A 21234-nucleotide genomic window follows, 5' to 3' on the forward strand; every position below is an offset into this window, starting at 1 on the left:
TCGCTCTTGCGGCAACCGTCATCTACTGGTTATGAATCCTGACCCTAGACACCAACGCGACCGGCAATGATCTGGACAACTACATACTGGCGTCCACTGGAAACAACGTCGTGATCGGCTGTGGCGGGCATGATCGCCTTGAAGCTGCCGGGGGCGATGACACGCTTTTCGGCGGCGGCGGGAATGACACGCTGAATGGCGGACCCGGATCAGACATCATCCATGTGGATGATACTGGTGACCGCGTCGCTGAAAGCCGCCGCTGGGCAGGAATGGACACGGTCATCTCATCTGTCGATTTTCGGATGGGCACCGCCCATATCGAAAACCTCGAACTTACAGGAAGCGCCATGCTGGGCGCAGGCAATGGCCTGATGAATCTCATTACCGGCAATGACGAGGATAATATTCTGGATGGCGGCAAGAATATCGACACGCTAATCGGGGGGGAAGGGAACGACACATACCTGATCCGATCACCTGGCGACAATGCAGTGGAATTGGCAGGCGAGGGCATAGATACGGTCAAGGCGTTTCGTGCCTATGCGCTCGATGCGAATGTCGAACGGTTATTTCTACAGACCCTGCGAAATGATGCAGGCGAAGGGATTTCCGGAATAAACGGGATTGGCAATGAACTGGACAACACCATCGTAGGAAATCCTTTCGACAACGTTCTTGTCGGGCGCAATGGTCGCGACACTTTGAAAGGACAGGCAGGTGCGGATACCTTCGTCTTCGATCGCCCACTCGGGCCGGACAACTACGATCGTATCATCGATTTCAATGTCAACGAAGTGGACGAGGGTGATATGCTCAGGTTCAAGGCGGACGTACTGCACGGCATGACTGCAGGTCCGCTCGACGCCACAATGCTGGCCTTTGGGCCGGTCGCTACGGATCCGGCACACCGTTTCATCTTCGATCAGGCCGCCGGTGAATTGTACTGGGACACTGACGGATCAGGCAACTTGGCAACACAAGTCTTGCTGATGACATTCGATCAGAATGCGACCGTGACGATCGACGATATCGAACTTTTTTGACACAATAAAGGGGCGCCATTGGCGCCCCTTTTCTTTCCACGAAGATTGTCCTGAGGCCAATAATGGCTTGTTTGGCCCGCTACATCACGCAAGGGTTCTCGGGGCCGCACTTTTAACAATACCGACGACCTCAGAAAATTTCGAAATCGGTGTTGCTAAGCGTCGCTCCTTGATCGAAGGTCGCGATCAAGTGCTGCGCGCCGGCCCCGGATCCGTCCGCATCGAACCACAGACGCCCCGAGGCCTGATCAAAGATGAAACGATCGTTTGCGTCGGCCGCGGATGTCCCCGCCCGGAACAAGGCCGCGCCAAGGGTTCCGACACCGATTCCGCCAAAAATCGCGCCCTTCATCTTGAGGATGTCCCCGGCCCCCCCGCCGCCGACGTTGAAATCGATGATCCGGTCGACATTTGTCGGGCCGTAAGCGCGGTCGAATACAAAGGTGTCTGCCCCACCCTGTCCCTTCAGCGTATCTCGCCCTTCGCGGCCGACGATGGTGTTGGCGTAGGGTGTACCGATAATGGTGTTGTCGAGCGCATTGCCGATCCCGTTCAGGTTGGCCGGCGTTCCGTTCTTAGTGAAGACGTTCTGCATATGCAGTTGTTCCACATGTGCCTCGAGAGCGTAGGAACGATAAGCGCGGACCGCGTCGTTGCCCTCCGCGGCTTGTTCCTGAACCGTATCGCCAGGTGCGCGGACAAGATAGGTATCGTCACCTTCTCCACCGATCATGGTGTCGTTGTTCTTGCCACCGTCCAGGATATTGTCCTGGCTATTGCCGGTGATCTTGTTCTGAAGACCGTTGCCCGCGCCGAGGATCGCAGTATCGGTCAGCTCCAAGTCTTCGATATGCTTCCGCCCCATTCGGAAATCCACGCTGGAAACCACGGTGTCATGACCTGCCCAATTGCGACTTTCGACGACGACGTCGAATTGGCTGTCGACGTGGATTACGTCGGAGCCGGGGCCCCCATTCATGTAGTCGGCTCCCGCTCCACCTAAGATGGTGTCGTTTCCGGCGCCCCCCAAAAAACGTTCGCCTCCGTTTCCTCCTTTCAGAAAATTGTTCAAACTGTTTCCGTTGACGGTCAACGGCGCATTCCCAGTCAGCCAGATGTCATTCACATTGCCCGCCAAGAAGAACTCGCCCGACGCACCCAATTCGCCCTCCAAGGTCAGATTGTCGTGCGAAACCACGCCCCGATCAATAAACGCATGGCGCTCCATTATCACTTCGCCATTGTCAGCCAAGGACTCGTTCGCGGTTTCCCAATCCGCAAAATTGATCTCATACGCGTCATCACCATCGCCCATGGCGACCCGGAAGACGGGAGCATCCAGTTCGACCGTGCGGAAATACGTGGTGTTTGCGGTGCCAGCCTCGTTCTCAAGCGCCCATGACACAAGAACCTCATTCGCGGACAGGGCCGCAACTTCTGGCTTGCCCATCAGCATACGCCCGCCAAGATCACTGGCGACCACCATTGGAGGTTCGTCCACACGGGGACCGGACGAATTCATCTCCATCAGCCACAGCTTGTTGTCGCCGTAGAACACCATGACACCGCGATCAGACGAAACCGGAACCGCCGACAGCCCCCTCATATCCGTTACGCCAAAAAGCGCCGTTCCGGGATAGGTGGAATGCGCCTGTGTAAATGTAGATTTCAGCCCCTCACCTTCAGTCCGAAGGAAATAGAGGCTCGAGCCGTTGGTATAGACAAAGCCGACCGCCCCATCACCAAATCCAATACCCGCCGCGTCCTGTCCATCCCCATTACGTGGATGCGCGCTTCCACCTATCGCGCCGTTCGTCGCAGTGATCGTGCTTTCGCTGTAGTAGGATACGGTTGGGTCCTCATATTGCACCACTTTGGCAAACCCGAAATAACTGCCATCCGGAGCAATCGCGATTTCTGCCCCGGTTTCATCGTAGGCACTGCTGTTCGAGATACGGACATAGTTCGTGTTTCCGTCGGACGTTAGGAAGACCCGATATGCGTTAGAACCGTTACCGGACGATCCTTCACTCGGGTCAATCTGGTCATAGGCGGCGACGATGGTATTCTGTGTCGTGACTTCAAGGTCGGTGAGCGTCAGATTTTCGCCCGACACAAGGGTGACCAGGTCCCCAACCGGTGCTGCCGCCGTGTTGAATTTCTGGATTACGATCTCTTCAACGGGTCCATCTACAGTGTTGTGGACTTGGACCCAAGCAAGAACGAAACCCCCGAATTTCAGGGCGGCAATGAAAGGTGGACGCTCTTCGGGAATGTATTCAAGGAATCCATCATCACCCAGAATGGCCGGAGCAACTTCGAAATCGTGCGTGACCTCGCCGTCGGCCGTCTGAACCACAACACCTCTTGTGCCTGAACTTTCGCCCGCCTGGAAATAGGTCGACACGATCCGACCGTCGAAGGTACGCACGAAAGTATCCGCAAACTCTGAGTTGAGCGTATTGGTCTTAACAACAAAAGGCGACGAAACGGTCATTGAAAAACTCCTAAGTGAAAATTTGGCTCTAAATATTGCGACCCTTGCAGGTCTTATCCGTGAGGGAAAGCCACAGGATCAGCGCGTCGGCCTTTTTCAGGAGCCACGAAACCTGAAGGCGACCGAAGTTGCCACCTTTGCAAATTGTTTGAACTAGTCCATCGACCGTTCAGAAAATTTCGAAGTCCGAAACCGACAGACTTGCCGACTGCCCAAAGGTCGCGACAAGCACCTTTTCTGCAGCTCCGCTGCCGTCCTCGTCGAACCACAATTGACCGGTCGCCTGATTAAAAACGAAGCGGTGATCTGCCGTAGAAGCTGCGGCACCGAAACCCAGGGCATTGGAGGCCAGACTGCCTGCGGCCATGCTGCCGAATTCAATACCTTTCAACTTCAGCATATCGCCCGCGCCTCCGCTACCGACGTTGAAGTCGACGATATGATCAACGTTTCCGGCCCCTAGTGCTCGGTCAAAAATAAAAATGTCCGCCCCACCCTGTCCTTCAAGCGTATCGTTACCCTCCCGACCGATCAGCCAGTTCTCGCCGTCATTTCCGGTGATCGTGTTATCAAGCCCATTGCCGATCCCGTTTGCAGTACGATCTTCGAAAGGATTCAGACTGACATCCGTAAGGATCAGGTTTTCCAAATGGGCGGACAACTTGTAGCGAGAACTTGCCGCCACAGTGTCAATGCCGCGGTTCGCCCCTTCGATCACGACCGAATCCGGACTGCGAACGATATAGTAGTCGTCACCCGACCCTCCGAGGAGCCGCGTGATATCCTCTGGCTCCACAAAGGCATCTGGGTGGTAGTAGGATGTCAGAGTGTCATTTCCGGCCAACCCGCGCAGCGTACCGCCTGGTCCAGTGGTCATGTCGTTATCACCGACATTCCCGACTCCAACCAAGGCTTCGCTAGATCCGATCGCACGGACCACGCCGAGGTTCTCGATCGCATCTGGCAATTTGTAGCTGTAGCTCACGGTGACCAGGTCAGTGCCACCACCCCCACTCTCGATGATCTTGACAGTCCGGTTGTCAGAAAGCCTGTACCAGTCATCGCCGTCGCCGCCGGACAACAGGTCAACACCTTCGCCAGGGTTAAGAGTGTCATTAGAGGACGAGCCTAACAGCGTATCGTTACCACGCTGTCCCTTGAGGTCTGCGCCGAACTTTCGGCCCCCGAACGCCAGTTCTGGCGCGCGGCGCGCATCTAGCAGATCGTCCCCACCAAACCCGAAAACCTCAACATTCTGACCGTTGACCCGAACCACATTGTCCAAACCGTTCATGTAGACGATGCGGGTATCGAAGTTCAGGTTGTCAGGGCTGGGTGCATCGCCGACGATCGAAAGATTTTCGATATAGCCACCGCCCTTCGCTGCCTGACTTCCTGTTCCAAGGTTAATTGCACTGTCAGTGATTACGTGGTCGGTCCCTGGAGCGCCGTCTTCTTCGAAGATATCGGGATAGTCCCAGTCGCGGTTGGAATTGCCGGTATTGTATATGACATAGGTGTCAGACCCATCACCACCATTGATAAACGTGTCGAGCGGCTCCGCGAAGAACGTATCGTCACCGGCACCGCCAAAATAACCATCACCGCCGTCGCCCCCAACGAACCAATCATCCCCAGAATTCCCGGTGAGAAGATCATTGCCCCCCATACCGAAAAGACTGTCGTCACCGATACCTCCGAAGATTTGATCGTTGTCGTTGCCACCCCTCAGCAGATCCGCTCCTGCTGCGCCGAATACGGTGTCCTGCCCGGCGCCTCCATATATCGAGTCGTCCGCTGAGCCTCCAGAAAGCCCGTCGCCGAAGTTCGTTCCGTTGATAAGCATGGCCCACCCCAAAAAATAGAAAAATAATATTCTGATAGTCAGCTTAGCCATCAAAGACTAAAAGACAAATACAAAGCGCTATCACTTCAGGGGCTTTAGAATATCAGAATGTCTGTTTCCGTGACATTTGCATTCTGCTCGAATGTCGCGATCAATACCTGAGCCGCTGCCCCCGTACCGTCATCGTCAAACCACAATTGGCCGCTGGCCTGGTCAAAGATGAACCGGTCATCAGCATCAGCCGCCGACGTGCCAGCCACGAACGCGGACGCCGTCAGCGCACCCGCTGACATGCCACCGAATTCTGCGCCTTTCATTTTCAGGATGTCGCCGGTCCCGCCTCCGCCTACGTTGAAGTCGATGATACGGTCTACGTTCGAAGGTCCGATCGCGCGATCGAAAACGAAGGTATCCGCGCCGCCTTGTCCCTTGAGCGTATCTCGCCCTTCCCTCCCAATCAGAGTGTTAGCGTAAGGCGTGCCGATGATCGTGTTCGCGATCCCGTTTCCAATCCCGTTCAAGTTTGCGGGGTCACCGTCCCGTGTGAACACATTCTGCATATGGAGTTGTTCTATATGTGCTTCGAGAGCGTAGGAACGGAAGGCGCGAACAGCATCCATTCCCTCGCCAGCGTTTTCGATTGCCATATCGCCCGGGGCACGGATCAGGTAGGTATCATCGCCCAAACCGCCCCACATAGTATCGTTGTTCTTGCCGCCGTCGAGAATATTATCCTGATCATTCCCGGTCAGCCGGTTGGCAAGGCCGTTGCCGGCACCGATAATCGCCGCCCCTTCAAGTCGAAGGTTTTCTACATGAGCGCTGCCCAAGCGGTAGTCGATTGTCGCCACGACCATGTCGTTGCCAGCCCAGTTACGACTCTCGCTGACACGATCCCCCTCGTCCTCCACGTGAATCGTATCTGAGCCGACACCACCAATCAGCCAATCATCGCCAGCCCCACCGTAAAGAACGTCGTTTCCTGCATCCCCTCGCAACTCATCGACACCGTCACCGCCCAGCAGAGTGTCATGCCCTTCCCCGCCGAACAGCAGGTCGGCATGATTGCCACCCTGGACATAATCTTCGCCCTGCTCACCACGGACGGTATCGGTTCCGTTGTCCCCATTCAGTGTGTCATCATCATAGCCACCGTACAGATCATCAGCTTGGCCACCCCCATAAATCTCGTCCGGGCCCTCGCCCCCGTAGGCGACATCGTTGCCGCGTCCACCAGTGAGCGTATCTCCCCCCGGACCGCCGTCCAGAATGTCTTCTCCGCTGCCCCCGGACAGGGAATCTCCGCCACCGCTGCCGTTCAGCGTGTCGTCGCCTCCTTGTCCAAGCAGCGTATCGTCACGCCACAGACCGCTAAGCTCTTCTCCTGCGGGATCGGCCGTCGTCAGAAACGGCTCGGCGCGGTAGAATTGTGCCGTGTCGATCTCAAAGTCGATCGCACCATCAAGAGCATCGAGTTGACTAAGTTCCGCGGCGGAAATCAGAAACCCGCCGGTCGTGTAGGTCCGATCAGTAGAGTGATAGAGCGAGGTCTCTCCGAGCCAGAAATCAACTCTGCCGTCGCCGTCCATATCGCCCAGGGGCTGGACAGAAATGCCCAATTCAGAATTGTTGTGCCCGCCCTGCAGGACATAACTTCCTGCAATGCCCTGCACATTCTCCATCTCGACGACGCCGTCTACCAGGCCATCTGCCGCATCCGCGAGAGGCAGCGCCGCGCCGGACAATAGATAGACTTTGCCGGGTCCGAAAATGTTGTTCGCTGCGGCGGCATCAATCAGGTAATCCTCGACGCCATCATCGTCAAAATCGCCAATCGCCGTAACATCCATCCCGAGGTAACTACCAATGGATTCCCCGATCAGAGCGTAACCACGAATCTTACCTCCGACATTCGTCCCAGCGACGTTGTCGAGGTCAATGACACCGTCTACGGTACCGTCCGCCAAATCCATGGCAGCCAGACCCGCTGACATGATCAGGTAAGCCGTCCCGACATAATTTTCTCCATCATGTTGGGCCGTAGAAGCTGAGATAAAGAAGTCGTCCTTACCGTCACTGTCGTAATCGCCTGCCGCACCCAAGCCGAGCCCGGCGCTGTCACCGGGGGACCCGTCATTGCCAAGAAAACCATAGCCCACTCCGGCACCGACCGCGTTATCGATGCTGATCAGGCCGTCACTGGTGCCATCAGCAGCATCTGCGATCGCAAGCATGGAAGTGTCGATCAGAAAGGCATCCCCTAGCGGAATTTCCCCCTGTCCAGCGCGAACCAGGAAATCCACGTCTCCATCACCGCCCACATCGCCCGCCGCTTCTAAATTGCTGCCGAGATAGTTGAAGTTTCCGAGACCAGATATCGAAAAGGACCCACTTTGCCCGGCGATATTGTCGACGTCTATGCTGCGGTCACTTGTCCCGTCAGCTGCGTCGGCACTATCGAGGCTTTCCCCTGCGACGACGTGGACTTCTCCACGGTAGAACGTTGCATTCGGGGCGGTGAAGGCGAAAGAGCCAAAACTTGATCCATCCAAATATCCCAAGGATGCCGCTGCCGTTCCCAGACGGTCGCTGGCGCCGGCGCCGGTCAAAACATATGATAGGCTGCCCGAGAGAATATTGCTCAGATCGATCGCGTGATCGCTTACGCCATCGGCAGCGTCTAGTACGTCCAATTCGGCGCTGGAAACAAGGTACCCGATCCCGCCTGAGGACGCCCCTTCGCTAGAATTCGAAGCCCCGATAAAGATATCGTCCACAAGGTCGCCATCAAAATCTTCCACAAAGGCCAGTGACTCGCCCAATCGGGCCGCGTCCGTTGTCCCGGAAAAACGATATACGCCAGTTATGTTGGGCTGGGTCAGATCGACGATACCGTCCTCTCCATCAGCAGCATCAAGGAACGGGATGGCGTAGCCGGTGACCAGAAAGACATCACCACTATTGGACGTGCCAGACCCAAGGTCGCCGTTTACCGCCGAAATAAGAAGGTCGGACTTGTTGTCACCATCGATATTACCAGCCGCGTCGACATTGTAACCGGCGTCCGAAAAAATATCGGAACCCTTGAAAATATAACTCGTCATTATATCGCCTCCGACGAAATCATTCGGAAAAAAGATCAGTTCGAAATACCGAGACTTTGCCCGGGGCTCTCGGCAAAATCAACTCAAATGGAAAGCTCAAGCCACCTTCAGATCGACAGGCCCGACCTCAAGCGTGGCTTTTCGCGCGCGACGTGGCGGCAAAATGTAAAAGGAAAAGGCCCCGCCGTCCGGCGAGGCCTCTGAAAAAGAAGCAGCGAAATCAGAAGATAAGGATATCTGCCGCGATGACCGATGCATTCTGTTCGAATGTTGCCACCAGTTCCTGCTCAGCGGCACCGGAACCATCAACATCGAACCACAAACGACCAGATGCCTGATCGAATATGAACCGATCATCCGCATCTGCCGCAGCGGTGCCGGAGGCGAACGCCGTCGCGGCAAGTGTCCCCGCAGAAACACCACCAAGGATGGAGCCCTTAAACTTCAGAATATCGCCTTCGTTCGCAGTATTCACATTGAAGTCGATGATCCGGTCAACGTTATCGACACCAAGGGCCCGGTCAAAGACGAAGGTGTCCGCGCCGGCCTGCCCTTTCAGCGTGTCACGGCCTTCGCGGCCGACGATCGTGTTATCGTACGGCGTCCCGACGATAGTGTTGTCCAGCCCATTGCCGATGCCGTTGAAATTGACCGGCGTTCCAGCCTTTGACAGCACATTCTGCATATAGAGACGTTCAACATGCGCGCCGAGAGCGAAGCTACCATACGCTTTCACCGTATCCACGCCCTCACCGAATTCCTCGACAGCCGTGTCGCCAGGCGCCCGCAGGAGGTAAGTATCGTTACCTTCCCCACCGATCAGAGTGTCATTGTTCTTGCCGCCATCCAGGATATTGTCACCGTCGTTGCCCTTGATGACGTTTTGCAAACCGTTCCCGGCCCCGATCCGGGCGTTGCCAGTAAGTTCCAAATCCTCGATGTGCTTCCGCCCCATGCGGAAATCGACAGACGAAATCACGGTGTCATGGCCGGCCCAGCTGCGGCTTTCCGCGACCCGATCTGCGGCATTATCGACATATATCACGTCAGACCCCGGGCCACCGATCAACAGGTCGGCGCCTGGCCCACCATAGAGCGAGTCGTCGCCGGCACCGCCATTCAACGTATCGTCCCCAGCCTCGCCAAGCAGCCGCTCATCGTTAGACGTACCGGTGAAGCTGTTGTCGGCTCCATCGCCAAAGAACGTTGTTGCGGGGTCGTAGTCGGCCTGGAGGACAAGGCTGTACCGTCCGTTCCATGCATAGCTTGACGTCGTGAAGATATCGAAATCACCCTCTGCCGTAAAAGCAAGTTCGACGCTGCCGTCAGAGCCGAGGTCAAGCTCGGTGAAGCCGGTGTCGCGATCCCGATTCAGTGTGAAGACGGCCGATCCGACGGGTGAGGACAGGATATCGTAGATGACGACGGTCTCGAGCCGCTCCATGTCAACAATCCGATCCCCTTCCAGTTCGTAGCTCTGGCCCGCCACCGTGTCCTCACCGGCGCCCAGGAAGATAAGGTCGGCATCTGCTCCACCCTCGACCCGGTCATCGCCGTCGCCGGCGTCGATCCTGTCATTGCCCGCATCACCGAACAGCGTATCGTTGCCTGCCATGCCGTTGATCGTGTCGTCGCCATGTTTGCCGACAAACCGGTTGGCGAACTGGTTTCCAACCAACACATCGTTGCCAAAGTTGTTGCCGACCACGTATTCGACGTTCGCCAGGGTATGTGTGAAAGCTGCACCGTACCAAACGCCGGTTGCCAAACCGGTGGTCAGGTTGACATTAACTCCTCCTTCGACGCCGCCGCGGTCATAGCGGACTCGGTCGAAGCCACCGGCGCCGTCGATCGTGTCGTCACCGCCGCGAGAGATGAAGCTTTCGTCCTGCGTGCTCCCGGTCATCTGGTCAGCCTGGCGGGTACCACGCAATTCGAACCCGCGGGAGGAGTTGTTGAATATGGTATCGATGCCGTAAATGCCCTTGTCGACCCATCCGTTCTCAAGATCCGCCGTGATGCCGACATCAAGTGGATGGTAGGTGATCCGCAGCCCTGCATCATCGGAATAGGTAGAAGAGATATTGTACGTGTCGTTGCCGCTATAGCCTTGCAATTGCAGGTAATAATACTGCCCCGCCGGCACATTCCCCAACTCAACGTTGAAAGTATCGTTGCCGCCCCATGTGCCGCTGATCCCAAGGCCGTCGCCCCGAAGCGCGTAGATGGAATTTAGGATCGTTGTGGTCCCGAGCGCACCTTTGTCGACGCTTGCGGTTCCGTTGCTGCTGTTGACGTCAACGACGACCGAGGTCCCCGAAAGATCACTGAAGCCCACAAAGCCGAAGGCAACGGCGGACTGGTACGCCTGAAAATCGATCGTGTCCTGGCCAGCGCCGGAATACAGATCATCCCAATAGTAATCTGCGGTATTTCCCGGGCTTAGGAAGTCGTCGCCGCTGCCACCATAGATGACATCGATCCAATCACCACCGACGAGGGAGTCATCACCAAGATTGCCGATCAGGGTGTCTTCGCCCCCCATACCGCGGATCGTATCGTTGCCGCCCAGACCATTGAGCACGTCATCCGCGGAGGTCCCGGTCAGGCTGTCATCGGCCTGCGTCGGGGTCGTTGAAACCGAACCACCGTTGTTTTGATCGGCAGCCAAAAGATCCGCCAGGTTGAAAGTGCCATCGGTAAAACGGATCTGCTCGAAATTACGCAGGTACCCGATCAAGCCGCTGCCATCACTATTGACGATAGTTACATTGTCGGCCGTACCAGACAATGTGGTGGCCGAATTGAAGAAGCTCGAGCTGATCCCTCGCGCCGGGTTGCCGAATTCATCCTCATGCCAGGCCCGGTGTAACTCGAGGCGGTCGGAGCCGCCTGCCCCATCCAAATCGAAGACCGCTGGAAGTTCCGCGAACTTGATACGGTTATTACCGTCGTCGCCGGTCATGATCACGTCGCCGGTAAAGCCCGTCGTGACCCTCTCGATCTCGGAGGCCAGAGCAGTCCAGTAGATCGACGCGCCCGCGGTGGTGTCGGATTGACCGTTTACCCGGATCATTCCGAGCCCTTGCAGAAACTCGATGTTGAGAGCCTGCGAGGGCATGGGATCGAACGCCATGGGATAAATTGTCAGATCGTCATAGCCTTCACCGCCGACAATCGTGGCATCCCCCCAGCCGAATTCAATCACGTCATCACCACTGCCACCGGACAGGAAGTCGTCGCCGCCTCGGCTTACAATAGCGTCAAATCCGGCACCGCCCTCCAGGCTGTCGGCTTCAGGCGTGCCGATGATCACGTCATCTTCATCGAGAGAGACGCCAGGAATGGCAGGAACGCTGATTTCTTGGCCCGCAGCAAAAGGATGCCCCGCAGGAACATCGTAATTGGCCTGGATTTGCGCGTCGAAAGCTTCGAAATCGGCCACCGAGTTGAGGGTCGGCAGCGGATCTCCCCCCAACGTGACAACGAAAGTCTGGTTTTCCGCTTCCGCTGCTCCGGTTTCGAGAAGAAACACGGATAAAACTACGGTCGACCTCAGGCTCCCGCCATCGTCCAGCCATTCAAGAATGCTGATCGACGCGTCATCAACGACATCATCCCAATAAAACGTCCCATCGAACCCGAAGTTGTAGATATCGATCCCATCATCGACGAGCGTGATAGAGCTGAGCGATCCCGGCTCGGGCGTCTCGCCGGGCTCGTTGGGTTCATATTCATACACGAAACTGTCGACGCCAGGCGCAGTAACCATGCTGACGGTACCCGGGCGGACAGCGACCAAATCCCGATTCTCGTCCGAGCCAAGAAACAAAGCTTGAAAACCATACGTGCTCATGTCGAATTCCTCAAAGTATTGCAGCGGTCGAAACCGATCTTCACTTTCCCAAAAGCCAGCGTGATTGCCACCAAATCCCGGTGCCAGAATTACCCAAAACGCCAGTCACAGACGCGTGGTCGCCAGTGCGACACCAGGCGAACAACAGACTTCTTTTGCCCGCTTTTCCCCGACGAAACAAGAATTTCGTACCCTTGAAAAAGCGACTGACATGAACAGTTGGAAGGCTGCGACAAGTACTCGTGTCCAACTGAGAAAGGCTCTCGAAGCCTGGCGGGGCATAGCGACGCGGAGTCTGTTTTAGCCGGATACTCAGCCAAGAAATGCGGGCTCTCAACGTCTTTCACCCGTGCCACCAAGTGAACCGACCTACGCATACGAATCGTGCAAGTAGCAAGAAGTGGTAGATGGGCCCGAAGCTGAAACAGCCGTTGGGTCGGAAGTTGGACGCGGAACCGACCAATGCTCCACGGTTTCCGCCGCAAGCCTCGATCGCTATTTGCGCAAATGCACAATTATTAACCACGCCCTCCCGACCTACTCCCGAGCACCCGGACCCAGGGTTGCCGCATCGCCGGAATTCCCCGCTAGTGGATCGGCGGAAGGGGGACACTGCGCTTGGAACTTCGCTTTTTCGAGATCTACCGGAACCCGGAATACCTGTGGCTGCTGGCCGAAGGGGTCGGGTTCAGCGCCGCGCTGACACTGGCCGGCGCCGTTCTGGGGTTCATCCTCGCCTGCGGACTGGCCGTGGCACGGCACGAACAGATCCCCGTCCTGCGCTGGATCGCCGCCGCCTATGTCGACTTCATCCGCAACACGCCGCTGATCGTGCAGCTGTTCTTCGTGGCCTTCGGTCTGCCGCAACTGCTGGGCTATGTCTGGCCGTTCTGGGCCCATGCGGTGCTGGCGCTGACGCTGAACTTCTCGGCCTATTTCGCGGAAATCCTGCGCGCCGGGTTCCAGACCGTCAGCGAAGGCCAGCATGACGCGGCCAAGGCGCTTGGCATCGGGCGATTCACCCGGTTCTTCAAGATCGTGATGCCGCAATCGGTGGCGCAGATGTTCGCCTCGCTGAATTCGCAGTTCATCTTCCTGTTCCTGACCACAGGCGTGATCTCAGAGATCGGGGTGCGCGACCTGACCTTTGCCGGTCTCTATATCGACAGCCGGACCTTCCGCTCCTTCGAGGTCTTCATCACCCTGACGATCCTCTACATCCTGATCTCGCTGGCCTTCAAAGCGATGATGAGCCTGGTCGAGGCCCGCGCCTTCCGCTGGAAGACCGCACGATGAGGGATCTGCTGATCGCGCTACTCGGAAAACCCGAGGGCATCATCCTGTTCCAGCTGCTCGAGGCGACGCAGTTCACGATCTACCTGTCGCTCATCGCCTTCCTGGGCGGCGGGATCGTGGGCGGGCTGATCACGCTGATGCGGATCACGCCCAGCAAGACCTCGAAGCGGCTGGCGGTCAGCTATATCTGGCTGTTCCAGTCCACGCCGCTGCTGATGATGCTGTTCCTGACCGGGCTTGGCCTGCCGCGCCTTCTGGGGGTCGACGTGAACCCATGGACGGCGGCGGTGATCTCGCTTGTCATCTATGCCTCGGCCTACCTGTCCGATGTCTGGCGCGGCGCGGTGGAAAGCGTGCCGACCGGCCAATGGGAGGGCGCGCGGTCCGTCGGGCTGGGCTTTCTGCCGACGCTGCGGCTGGTGATCCTGCCGCAGGCCTTCCGCATCGCGCTGGCCCCGACGGTCGGCTTCATGGTGCAGATCATCAAGGGCACCTCGCTGGCCTATATCATCGGCTTCCACGACCTCATGGCCATCGGCAAACGCTGGGCCAATGCCCCGGTCGACGGTTCCGAACCCTTCATCATCTTCCCGATCATGGCGCTGATCTACTTTGCGCTGTGCTACCCGCTGACCCTGTGGTCGCGCCACCTGGAGCGGCGACTGGGCAGCATCAACAAGAGAGAAAAGGTCGCCGTGGCGGCCGCATGAGACCCAACAGAGGAGACAAGAAATGTTCAAATCCAAGTTGAAGACCCTGGTCGCCGCGGCGGTCATGGCGCTGCCCTTCGCAGCCCCGGCCCAGGCTGACCTGTCCGACATCCTGGAGGCCGGCGTGGTCAAGATCGCCGTGCCCGAAAGCTTCCCGCCCTTCGGTGCGCTTGGCGCGGAAGGCGAACATGAGGGCTATGACGTCGACGTGGCCAAGCTGATCGCCGAAAACCTCGGGGTAGAGCTGGAACTGGTCCCCGTCGTGTCCAAGCAGCGGATTCCGTTCCTGGAAACCGACCGCGTCGACCTGGTCGTGTCGGTGATGGGTGCCAACCCGGAACGCGCGAAATCCATCTGGTTCTCGGCGGCCTATGCCCCGTTCTTCTCGGGGGCCTTCGCGACGGCGGACATGGATATCTCTTCGGCCGAGGACTTGGTCGGCATGAAGGTCGGCCTGACCGGCGGCACGCTGGAAGACCTGGAGCTGACCAAGATCGCGCCCGACGGGGTCGAGATCATCCGCTTCGGTGACAATGCCGCGACGCTGGCCGCCTACAGCTCGGGCCAGGTGGACGTTCTGGTGTCGGGCAACACCGCCGCCGCCGAGATCTCGGAAAAGAACCCCGATACGCCGCTCGAGACCAAGTTCATCCTCAAGGAAAGCCCCGCCTTCATCGGCGTGAAGAAGGGCAATTTCGACCTGCTGCAATGGGTCAACGTCTTCATCCTGCACAAGAAACTGGGCGGGGAGCTGGACGAGATCTCGGTCAAGTGGCTGGGTCAGCCGCTGCCGGCGCTGCCCACGTTCTGATCCCAACCATATCTCAACGAAAAGGCGCCCCGTCCGGGCGCCTTTTTTTGTTCCCACCCCGGTCCGGCCCGACCTGTCAGCGGTGTATCGGCGGGCTTGCCGCCCCGTGCATTGCGCTATGCCGCCGCCTGCTCTACCGAGGCCCGGAGGCTTTCATCCGGACGAATTCGACATGACGAGAGAGCGCTGGCGGGAAATTCGCGCCCTGATCGAACGGGACATCATGGACGGTGTGCTGGAACCCGGCGCCCGCCTGCCCACCGAACCGGAGCTGGCCACCCAGTACGAAGCCGGGCGTCACACGATCCGCCGCGCCATCGCCGAACTGGCCAAGGAAGGGCATCTGAGCGTCGAACAGGGCCGCGGGACCTTCGTCCAGCCCCGCCCGATGATCGACTACCCGATCGGCCGCCGCACCCGGCTGCGCCGCAACCTCGGCGCGCAGGGGATCGACGTCACAAGCGAACCCTTCGGCGCAGACCGGATCCCGGCAGAGGGGCGCGTGGCCCGGATGCTGAACCTGTCAGAGGGCAGCCCGGTCATCGCCTCGCGCCGCCTGTCCCATGCCGATGGCGTACCGGTCTCGTTCGGCACGCTCTACCACGACGCGGAGCGGTTTCCCGACATCGCGGAACGGCGGATCGGGCTGGGATCGGTCAGTGCCGTCTACCGCTCCTACGGGATCGAGGATTACCTGCGCGGCCAGACCCAGATCCACGCCCGCCCCGCCCGCAGCGAAGAGGCGCGGCGCCTACGTCAGCACCCTGACATGCCGGTGCTGGTGGTGCGCGCGCTGGACCGGGAACTGGACGGCACGCCCCTGGCCTATGGTCAGGTCATCTGGTCCGCCGCCCGTGTCCGGTTCAGCATCAATATCGACGACGAGGATGCGGGCTGAGGCTCAGACCGCCAGCCCCCGGTCGCGCAGATAGGCAAAGCCCGCGGGGATGTGCGTGGCATCGCGCAGCTCCAGCACCAGGTGGGGCGGCGCCTCGCATTCGGCGATCGCGCGGAAGACGGCGCTCCATTCGATCTCTCCCTCGCCCGGGGCCCAGTGGCGATCCGCGTGGCCGTCGACATCCTGCAGATGCACATGGGCCAGCTGCGCCCCGGCATCGCGCACGAAATCCTCGACCGGTGGCGCGCCGGACATGCGCCGCGCCAGCTGGGCGTGGCCGGTGTCGATCGACAGCGCCATCGCGTCAGAACCGAAGCTGTCCACCATCGCCCGTCGCGTTTCGGGGCGCACGTCCTGTATGTTCTCGATGACCAGGGTGATCCCCAGTTCCTCCGCCCGGCGCAGCACGGGTCCCAGCACGTCGTGGATGCGGGCCAGCTTGGTTTCGGCATAGCCCGGATAGCTGTGCAGGTTGTTCTGATACCAGAGCGTGTAGGGCGAATGGACCACCATCTTGCGCGCGCCGATCCGGTCGGCGACCTCGAGAGCGGATAGGAACCGCGCGGTGATGACCGGCCGCAACTCCGGGTCCTTGTTGTCGATGTCCAGCCCTTCGAAGGGGCCGTGAATGCTCAGCTTTCCACGGAACCCGTCCAGCGCTTGCCGGGCCCGTTCGATCAGGACGTCGCGGTCGGTGGTCAGGGCGGCATGGGATAGGAAATCCTGCAATTCCAGGTCCCTGTCGGCCTCGAATATCCAATCGCGATGGTCCGGCAACGTGTCGAGCGTCAGACAGGCCCCGATCTTGAGTCGCGTCATCATGCACCGGCCCCCGCAGGCACCCCGCGATAGGCCGCACGGCCCGCGACCCAGGTGCCCAGAACCGCCGGGGCGTGTCCGTCGGGCCAGTCGATCAGCACCAGGTCGGCGCGCTGGCCGACCGCGATCTCGCCCCGGTCACCCAGGTTCATCGCCCGCGCCGGCCCGGACGACACCAGCGACCACAGACGCGATCTGTCGGCGCGTTTCTCGGCATCCAGCCGGGCAATCGCTGCCAGCATTGCTGGGTAGAAATAGTCGGAGGCAAGCACATCGCACAGCCCCGCCTCGACCATGTCGCCCGCCCCGAGCGAGCCGATATGGCTGCCCCCCCGCGCCGCATTGGGGGCACCAAAGATGATCGGATCGCCATGGTCGCGGGCGGCCTGCGCGGCCTCCAGCACCATGGGAAACTCGGCCACTCCGGCGCCGATATCCCGGAACCAGGCGCGGGTTTCTGCGCGGGTGTCGTCATGGCTGAGCATCGGCGCCCCCGCCGCACGCCCCATCCCGGCCACGGCGCGAATGCTGTCGGGCACCTCTGCCCGCCGGTCCCAGACCTTGCCCAGCAGCTCGATATAAGCGTCCTCGGAAATCCCGGCGCGGTCCGCGTTCTTGCCCGTCCGCGCCTTCATCCGGTCATCGTCCAGCGACGCGATGGAGAAATCGGGCGACAATTCGAACCCGCGATCCTGGATCGCCACGTCATAGGCCCGCATCGTCATAGAGGTATGGTCGTTGAAGGCGATGGCCGGCGTTAACGGCCCTTCCAGCGCCCAGGCGATGGTGTCGAGCGCGTCGAAGGCGAAGGTTTCCCACCTCAACTGAACCCGGTTCTCGACCGTCAGGCGCGGGGCCAGGTCGCGCAGCGCCTGCATCATCTCGCGCCCGCGGGACACGTCGCGCAGGCCCGGCTCCCAACTGAGCGTGATGGCATGATAGGCCGTGGCGATCCCGTTGGCGGCCAGCTGCCGATCCGTGTCGATGACCGCGGCCTCAATCGGGAAGAACACCTTGGGCCGCGGCATCAATTGCCGTTCGAAGGCATCGCCATGCACGTCGATCAGCGCCGGGGCCAGGATCCGGCCCGTCGCGTCGATCACCTCGCCCTGTGCCGGGCCGCCGATCTCGACGATGCGGCCCGCATCGACGGTCACGTTGGTTTCGACGATCTCGCCCGGCAGGTAGACCTGCGCCCCCTGAAACGTCACGCTCATCCCAGACGCTCCATCACGAGATGCCAGTGCCATGAGCCATCGCCGGAATGGTCGCGATCCTCCAGCGCCTTGACCTCGAACCCGGAAAAGAGCGCCAGCAATTCGGCAGCGGAACAGAAGTAATGCGGGTGGCCCTTGTCGGTGCCCGGCGCGTCGAAGACCCAGGCATTGCGCCCGATCTCGCGCCCCGGGTAGCGGGTCTGTTCATGGGGCAGACGTCGCTTGGACAGCATCGTGCCCAGGTATTGCCCGCCGGGGCGAAGCACGCGCCGGATCTCGGCGATGGTACGCAGCAGGATATCCTCGTTGCCGTGATAGATGACATTCCAGCGGAGCACGTGGTCGAAGGCACCATCCTCGAACGGCAGGGCGTCCATGCGGCCCAGCACCGTGGTCACGCCGCCCGCCTTGTCAATCTCGGCCAGGCCATCGGGTGCGGCGTCCAGCGCGGTGACGTCAAAGCCCTGCCCGGCCAGCCACAGCGCATGGCGCCCGACGCCGGCGCCCAAGTCGAGGATACGCGCACCCGGTGCCAGCGTCGCGGCCCAGGCCTGCACGTCCGGTTCCGGCGTCAGCCATGCGCTGCCGGTTTCGATATTGGCCCATTCCTGGTTCCAGTGGCTGTCTGCGGTATCGGTCTTCACCTTTGGTCTCCAATGATTTTCGTTCTGGCCCAGCCGCTCAGCTGCTCGATGCCGATGACGACCACCGCGATCATCAGGATCACGGTAAAGGCCGTGGGATAGTCGAAAAGGTCAAAGCCCACCTTCAACTCTATGCCGATCCCCCCGGCCCCGACGAGTCCCAGGATCGTCGAGGACCGTACCGCCTTTTCCAGCGCGTAGAGAGAGGTCGACACGAAGGCGGGCATCGCCGCCGGGATTGTCGCGCAGGCCACCACGTCGATGCGGCGCGCGCCGGTGGCGGTCAGGGATTCCGCCGGGCCCTTGTCGACGGATTCCATGTCATCCGCGAAGAAGCGGCCGCAGAACCCGATCGTGTCCACGACGATGGCCAGCATCCCCGCAAAAGGCCCCAACCCTACGGCGACGACAAAGACCAGCGCCCAGGCGATATCCGGCACTGCCCGCAGGAAGCCCAGCACCATGCGCACCACCTGGTTCACCCACGGCCCGGCGATCAGGCCACGTCCTGCCAGCAGGGCGACGGGCAGCGACAGGATCACCCCGATCACGGCCCCCGCGACGGCGATCTGCAAGGTCTCGACCATTTTCCAGCCCAGCCGGGACAACACCTGCGGTTCCAGGTTCGGCGGGAAAGCCCGTGATACGAAATCGGCGAAACGCGGCGGTGCGCTGACCACCTTGTCGAGGGAAAATCCCGCCCCCGCGAGGCACCACAGCATCAGCGCCAAGCCCAGGGCATAGCCCAGAAAGCCAAGCGCGCTCACCCGCTCCATCCGGGCGGGCGTCCGGTTCGTCATGTCAGTCATACAGCCCCCGCAGGTCCGGCGCCTTGAGCGATGCTGCCGTCGCATCCAGTTGCAGGCGGCCATCGGCCAGCCCCAGCACCCGGTCGCCATAGCGCAGCGCATGTTCGATATTGTGAGAGATGAAGACCACGGTCACCGTGTCCTCGCGGGCCAGCTGGAAGAACAGCTCCATCACGTCCTCCCCCGCTGCCGGGTCGAGCGACGCGGTCGGTTCATCCGCGATCAGGATCTCGGGCTGACCGACGATGGCGCGGGCGATGGCGACGCGCTGTTGCTGCCCTCCTGACAGGCGGTCGGCGCGACGCATGGCGAGATGCGCGAGCCCCACCTTGTCCAGCGCGGCCATCGCGGCGTGGCGCGAGGCTTCCGGGGCAAGGCTATGGCTCCAGTGGCGCGGACCGGCATGTCGGCCCAACAGCCCGTGCAGCACGTTCGACAGGACCGACAGGCGGGGCACAAGGTTATGTTTTTGCGACACCATTCCGATCCGGGCGCGCAATGTCCTGAGCTCTGCCTGGCGGGCCTTGACGGTATCGTGGCCCAGCAGCGTCACCTGCCCGGAGGAGACCGGCACAAGCCCCATCATGCAGCGCAGCAGGGTCGACTTGCCCGTGCCGTTGGCGCCCACCAGCGCCGCCGCCTCGCCCCGCACCAGGCGGAAGGAGACATCCTCGAAGATCGGCGTAGCGCCGAACTGCTTGGATACCGACTTGGCCTCGATATCCACGCGCGGCACCGGGATGCGCTGCACCCCGGTGTCGAGGGCCCGCTCGGTTCGAACGGGCCTGTCCTGAAGGTCGAGATCAGTCACCGATGAAGGCATCGAACTGGGGGAAGCCCGCGTTGCTATACATCGAGCGGACATAGTCGTAGGCACCGTCGTTGATCGACACCAGGTCCATGCCGACATACTTGTCGTTCTCTTCATGCTCGGTGATGCCGGCGATGATTTGCGCCTTGTTTTCAAGGATCGCGTCGCGCACGGCCTGGGCCTTTTCGGCGGGGACGTGGGCGCCGACCATGATCATGTCGTTGGGCAGATCGCCCGACCGCGCGATCATCTTGAACGACCCGTAGGGCAGATCGGTTTCCTTGGCGCGGATGCTCATGAAGGACCCGGCATTCATGCCCATGGCGTCGATATCGCCGTTCTTCAGCGCCTCGTGGGCGATGTTCTTGGAGGTGTGGGTCTTCTGGATGTCGTTGACCGGATCGACACCGTGATCCGCCAGAACCTGCATCGGGCACAGCATGTTGGAGGTCGACCCGATATCGCCGAAGGCCACCTTCTTGCCCTTCAGGTCGGCGGGCACGTTGATGCCGCTATCGGCGCGCACGATGATGGCGCAGTGATAGTCCGGGCGGCCCAGGCCGATCAGCGGCTCGGCTTGGGTCAGCTTGTTGATGACGACGTATTCGGCGGGGCCGGAGACAACGAAATCAACGGTTTGGCCGCGCAGCGCCTCGGCGGCGGCGGTGCGGGAATTGACCGGGAAGAACTCGAAAGTTTCGCCGGTGGCCTCTTCCAGGGCGGACTTGAACGGGCCCCATTCCAGTTGCAGCCGCTCCATGCCTTCGACATCGGTGACGGCCAGTTTCCAGGTATCCGCCGCGACGGACAGGGCAGAGACGGCTGCCAGGCCGAGGCCCAGCACGAGAGATTTGAGTTTCATGGCATCCT

General features: G+C 60.1%; 15 protein-coding genes. 5 read left to right on the forward strand and 10 right to left on the reverse strand.

All coding sequences use genetic code 11. The annotated features are described in order from the left end of the window. Positions 1 to 71: 71 nt before the first annotated feature. Positions 72 to 1046 (forward strand): calcium-binding protein, encoded by a 975-nt coding sequence (locus tag ATO9_RS16765; protein ID WP_272945761.1) that lies wholly within the window; start codon positions 72 to 74, stop codon positions 1044 to 1046. 130 nt (positions 1047 to 1176) lie between these two features. Here the strand turns inward: ATO9_RS16765 and ATO9_RS23610 are convergent, their stop codons facing one another. From ATO9_RS23610 to ATO9_RS16785, 4 genes are all read right to left on the reverse strand, one after another. Further along, on the reverse strand, positions 1177 to 3543 hold the full coding sequence (locus ATO9_RS23610; RefSeq protein ID WP_052418418.1) for a calcium-binding protein: 2367 nt from the start codon (positions 3541 to 3543) through the stop codon (positions 1177 to 1179). A gap of 169 nt (positions 3544 to 3712) precedes the next feature. Further along, positions 3713 to 5440 (reverse strand): calcium-binding protein, encoded by a 1728-nt coding sequence (locus tag ATO9_RS16775; RefSeq protein WP_043751973.1) that lies wholly within the window; start codon positions 5438 to 5440, stop codon positions 3713 to 3715. Between the two features lie 44 nt (positions 5441 to 5484). Further along, on the reverse strand, positions 5485 to 8493 hold the full coding sequence (locus ATO9_RS16780; RefSeq protein ID WP_043751976.1) for a calcium-binding protein: 3009 nt from the start codon (positions 8491 to 8493) through the stop codon (positions 5485 to 5487). Between the two features lie 220 nt (positions 8494 to 8713). Next, on the reverse strand, positions 8714 to 12349 hold the full coding sequence (locus tag ATO9_RS16785; protein ID WP_043751979.1) for a calcium-binding protein: 3636 nt from the start codon (positions 12347 to 12349) through the stop codon (positions 8714 to 8716). Between the two features lie 618 nt (positions 12350 to 12967). On the opposite strand from ATO9_RS16785, the gene ATO9_RS16790 reads away from it, so the two are divergent. From ATO9_RS16790 to phnF, 4 genes are all read left to right on the forward strand, one after another. Next, positions 12968 to 13645 carry an amino acid ABC transporter permease gene (locus tag ATO9_RS16790; RefSeq protein ID WP_043751982.1) on the forward strand — a complete coding sequence of 226 codons (678 nt, stop codon included), beginning with the start codon at positions 12968 to 12970 and terminating at the stop codon, positions 13643 to 13645. After that, positions 13642 to 14355 carry an amino acid ABC transporter permease gene (locus tag ATO9_RS16795; protein WP_043751985.1) on the forward strand — a complete coding sequence of 238 codons (714 nt, stop codon included), beginning with the start codon at positions 13642 to 13644 and terminating at the stop codon, positions 14353 to 14355. Before ATO9_RS16790 ends, ATO9_RS16795 begins: the two co-directional genes overlap by 4 nt. 22 nt (positions 14356 to 14377) lie before the next feature. Next, positions 14378 to 15166: a transporter substrate-binding domain-containing protein gene (locus tag ATO9_RS16800; RefSeq protein ID WP_043751988.1), complete on the forward strand. Its 789-nt coding sequence runs from the start codon at positions 14378 to 14380 to the stop codon at positions 15164 to 15166. 172 nt (positions 15167 to 15338) lie between these two features. Further along, positions 15339 to 16064: a phosphonate metabolism transcriptional regulator PhnF gene (gene phnF, locus ATO9_RS16805; RefSeq protein WP_043751991.1), complete on the forward strand. Its 726-nt coding sequence runs from the start codon at positions 15339 to 15341 to the stop codon at positions 16062 to 16064. 3 nt (positions 16065 to 16067) lie between these two features. Here the strand turns inward: phnF and ATO9_RS16810 are convergent, their stop codons facing one another. Genes ATO9_RS16810 through ATO9_RS16835 form a run of 6 tightly spaced genes read right to left on the reverse strand, consistent with a single transcriptional unit; the run spans position 16068 to position 21226 of the window. Continuing rightward, complete coding sequence (locus ATO9_RS16810) at positions 16068 to 16886, reverse strand: sugar phosphate isomerase/epimerase family protein (protein WP_043751994.1); 819 nt, start codon at positions 16884 to 16886, stop codon at positions 16068 to 16070. Then, the gene (locus tag ATO9_RS16815; RefSeq protein WP_043751997.1) at positions 16883 to 18100 is read right to left on the reverse strand and encodes an alpha-D-ribose 1-methylphosphonate 5-triphosphate diphosphatase; all 1218 of its coding nucleotides are present in this window, start codon (positions 18098 to 18100) and stop codon (positions 16883 to 16885) included. The genes ATO9_RS16810 and ATO9_RS16815 overlap by 4 nt, the downstream gene beginning before the upstream one ends. Next, complete coding sequence (locus ATO9_RS16820; RefSeq protein ID WP_043752000.1) at positions 18097 to 18744, reverse strand: class I SAM-dependent methyltransferase; 648 nt, start codon at positions 18742 to 18744, stop codon at positions 18097 to 18099. The genes ATO9_RS16815 and ATO9_RS16820 overlap by 4 nt, the downstream gene beginning before the upstream one ends. Next, positions 18741 to 19553: a phosphonate ABC transporter, permease protein PhnE gene (gene phnE, locus ATO9_RS16825; RefSeq protein ID WP_238318794.1), complete on the reverse strand. Its 813-nt coding sequence runs from the start codon at positions 19551 to 19553 to the stop codon at positions 18741 to 18743. The genes ATO9_RS16820 and phnE overlap by 4 nt, the downstream gene beginning before the upstream one ends. Continuing rightward, a complete protein-coding gene (locus ATO9_RS16830) occupies positions 19546 to 20364 on the reverse strand; it encodes a phosphonate ABC transporter ATP-binding protein (protein ID WP_238318795.1) in 819 nt (272 codons plus the stop codon). Before ATO9_RS16830 ends, phnE begins: the two co-directional genes overlap by 8 nt. Then, positions 20357 to 21226 carry a PhnD/SsuA/transferrin family substrate-binding protein gene (locus ATO9_RS16835; protein WP_052418429.1) on the reverse strand — a complete coding sequence of 290 codons (870 nt, stop codon included), beginning with the start codon at positions 21224 to 21226 and terminating at the stop codon, positions 20357 to 20359. The genes ATO9_RS16830 and ATO9_RS16835 overlap by 8 nt, the downstream gene beginning before the upstream one ends. Between the last annotated feature and the right edge of the window lie 8 nt (positions 21227 to 21234).

The sequence above is a fragment of the Pseudooceanicola atlanticus genome, assembly GCF_000768315.1.
Classification (GTDB): Bacteria; Pseudomonadota; Alphaproteobacteria; order Rhodobacterales; family Rhodobacteraceae; genus Pseudooceanicola; species Pseudooceanicola atlanticus.

Excerpts from the sequence above, each read along its gene's own strand:
- ATO9_RS23610 (WP_052418418.1), bottom strand. The coding sequence starts at position 3,543 with ATGACCGTTTCGTCGCCTTTTGTTGTTAAGACCAATACGCTCAACTCA.
- ATO9_RS16775 (WP_043751973.1), bottom strand. The coding sequence starts at position 5,440 with ATGGCTAAGCTGACTATCAGAATATTATTTTTCTATTTTTTGGGGTGG.
- ATO9_RS16780 (WP_043751976.1), bottom strand. The coding sequence starts at position 8,493 with ATGACGAGTTATATTTTCAAGGGTTCCGATATTTTTTCGGACGCCGGT.
- ATO9_RS16785 (WP_043751979.1), bottom strand. The coding sequence starts at position 12,349 with ATGAGCACGTATGGTTTTCAAGCTTTGTTTCTTGGCTCGGACGAGAAT.
- ATO9_RS16795 (WP_043751985.1), top strand. The coding sequence starts at position 13,642 with ATGAGGGATCTGCTGATCGCGCTACTCGGAAAACCCGAGGGCATCATC.
- ATO9_RS16800 (WP_043751988.1), top strand. The coding sequence starts at position 14,378 with ATGTTCAAATCCAAGTTGAAGACCCTGGTCGCCGCGGCGGTCATGGCG.
- phnF (WP_043751991.1), top strand. The coding sequence starts at position 15,339 with ATGACGAGAGAGCGCTGGCGGGAAATTCGCGCCCTGATCGAACGGGAC.
- ATO9_RS16810 (WP_043751994.1), bottom strand. The coding sequence starts at position 16,886 with ATGATGACGCGACTCAAGATCGGGGCCTGTCTGACGCTCGACACGTTG.
- ATO9_RS16815 (WP_043751997.1), bottom strand. The coding sequence starts at position 18,100 with ATGAGCGTGACGTTTCAGGGGGCGCAGGTCTACCTGCCGGGCGAGATC.
- phnE (WP_238318794.1), bottom strand. The coding sequence starts at position 19,553 with ATGACTGACATGACGAACCGGACGCCCGCCCGGATGGAGCGGGTGAGC.
- ATO9_RS16835 (WP_052418429.1), bottom strand. The coding sequence starts at position 21,226 with ATGAAACTCAAATCTCTCGTGCTGGGCCTCGGCCTGGCAGCCGTCTCT.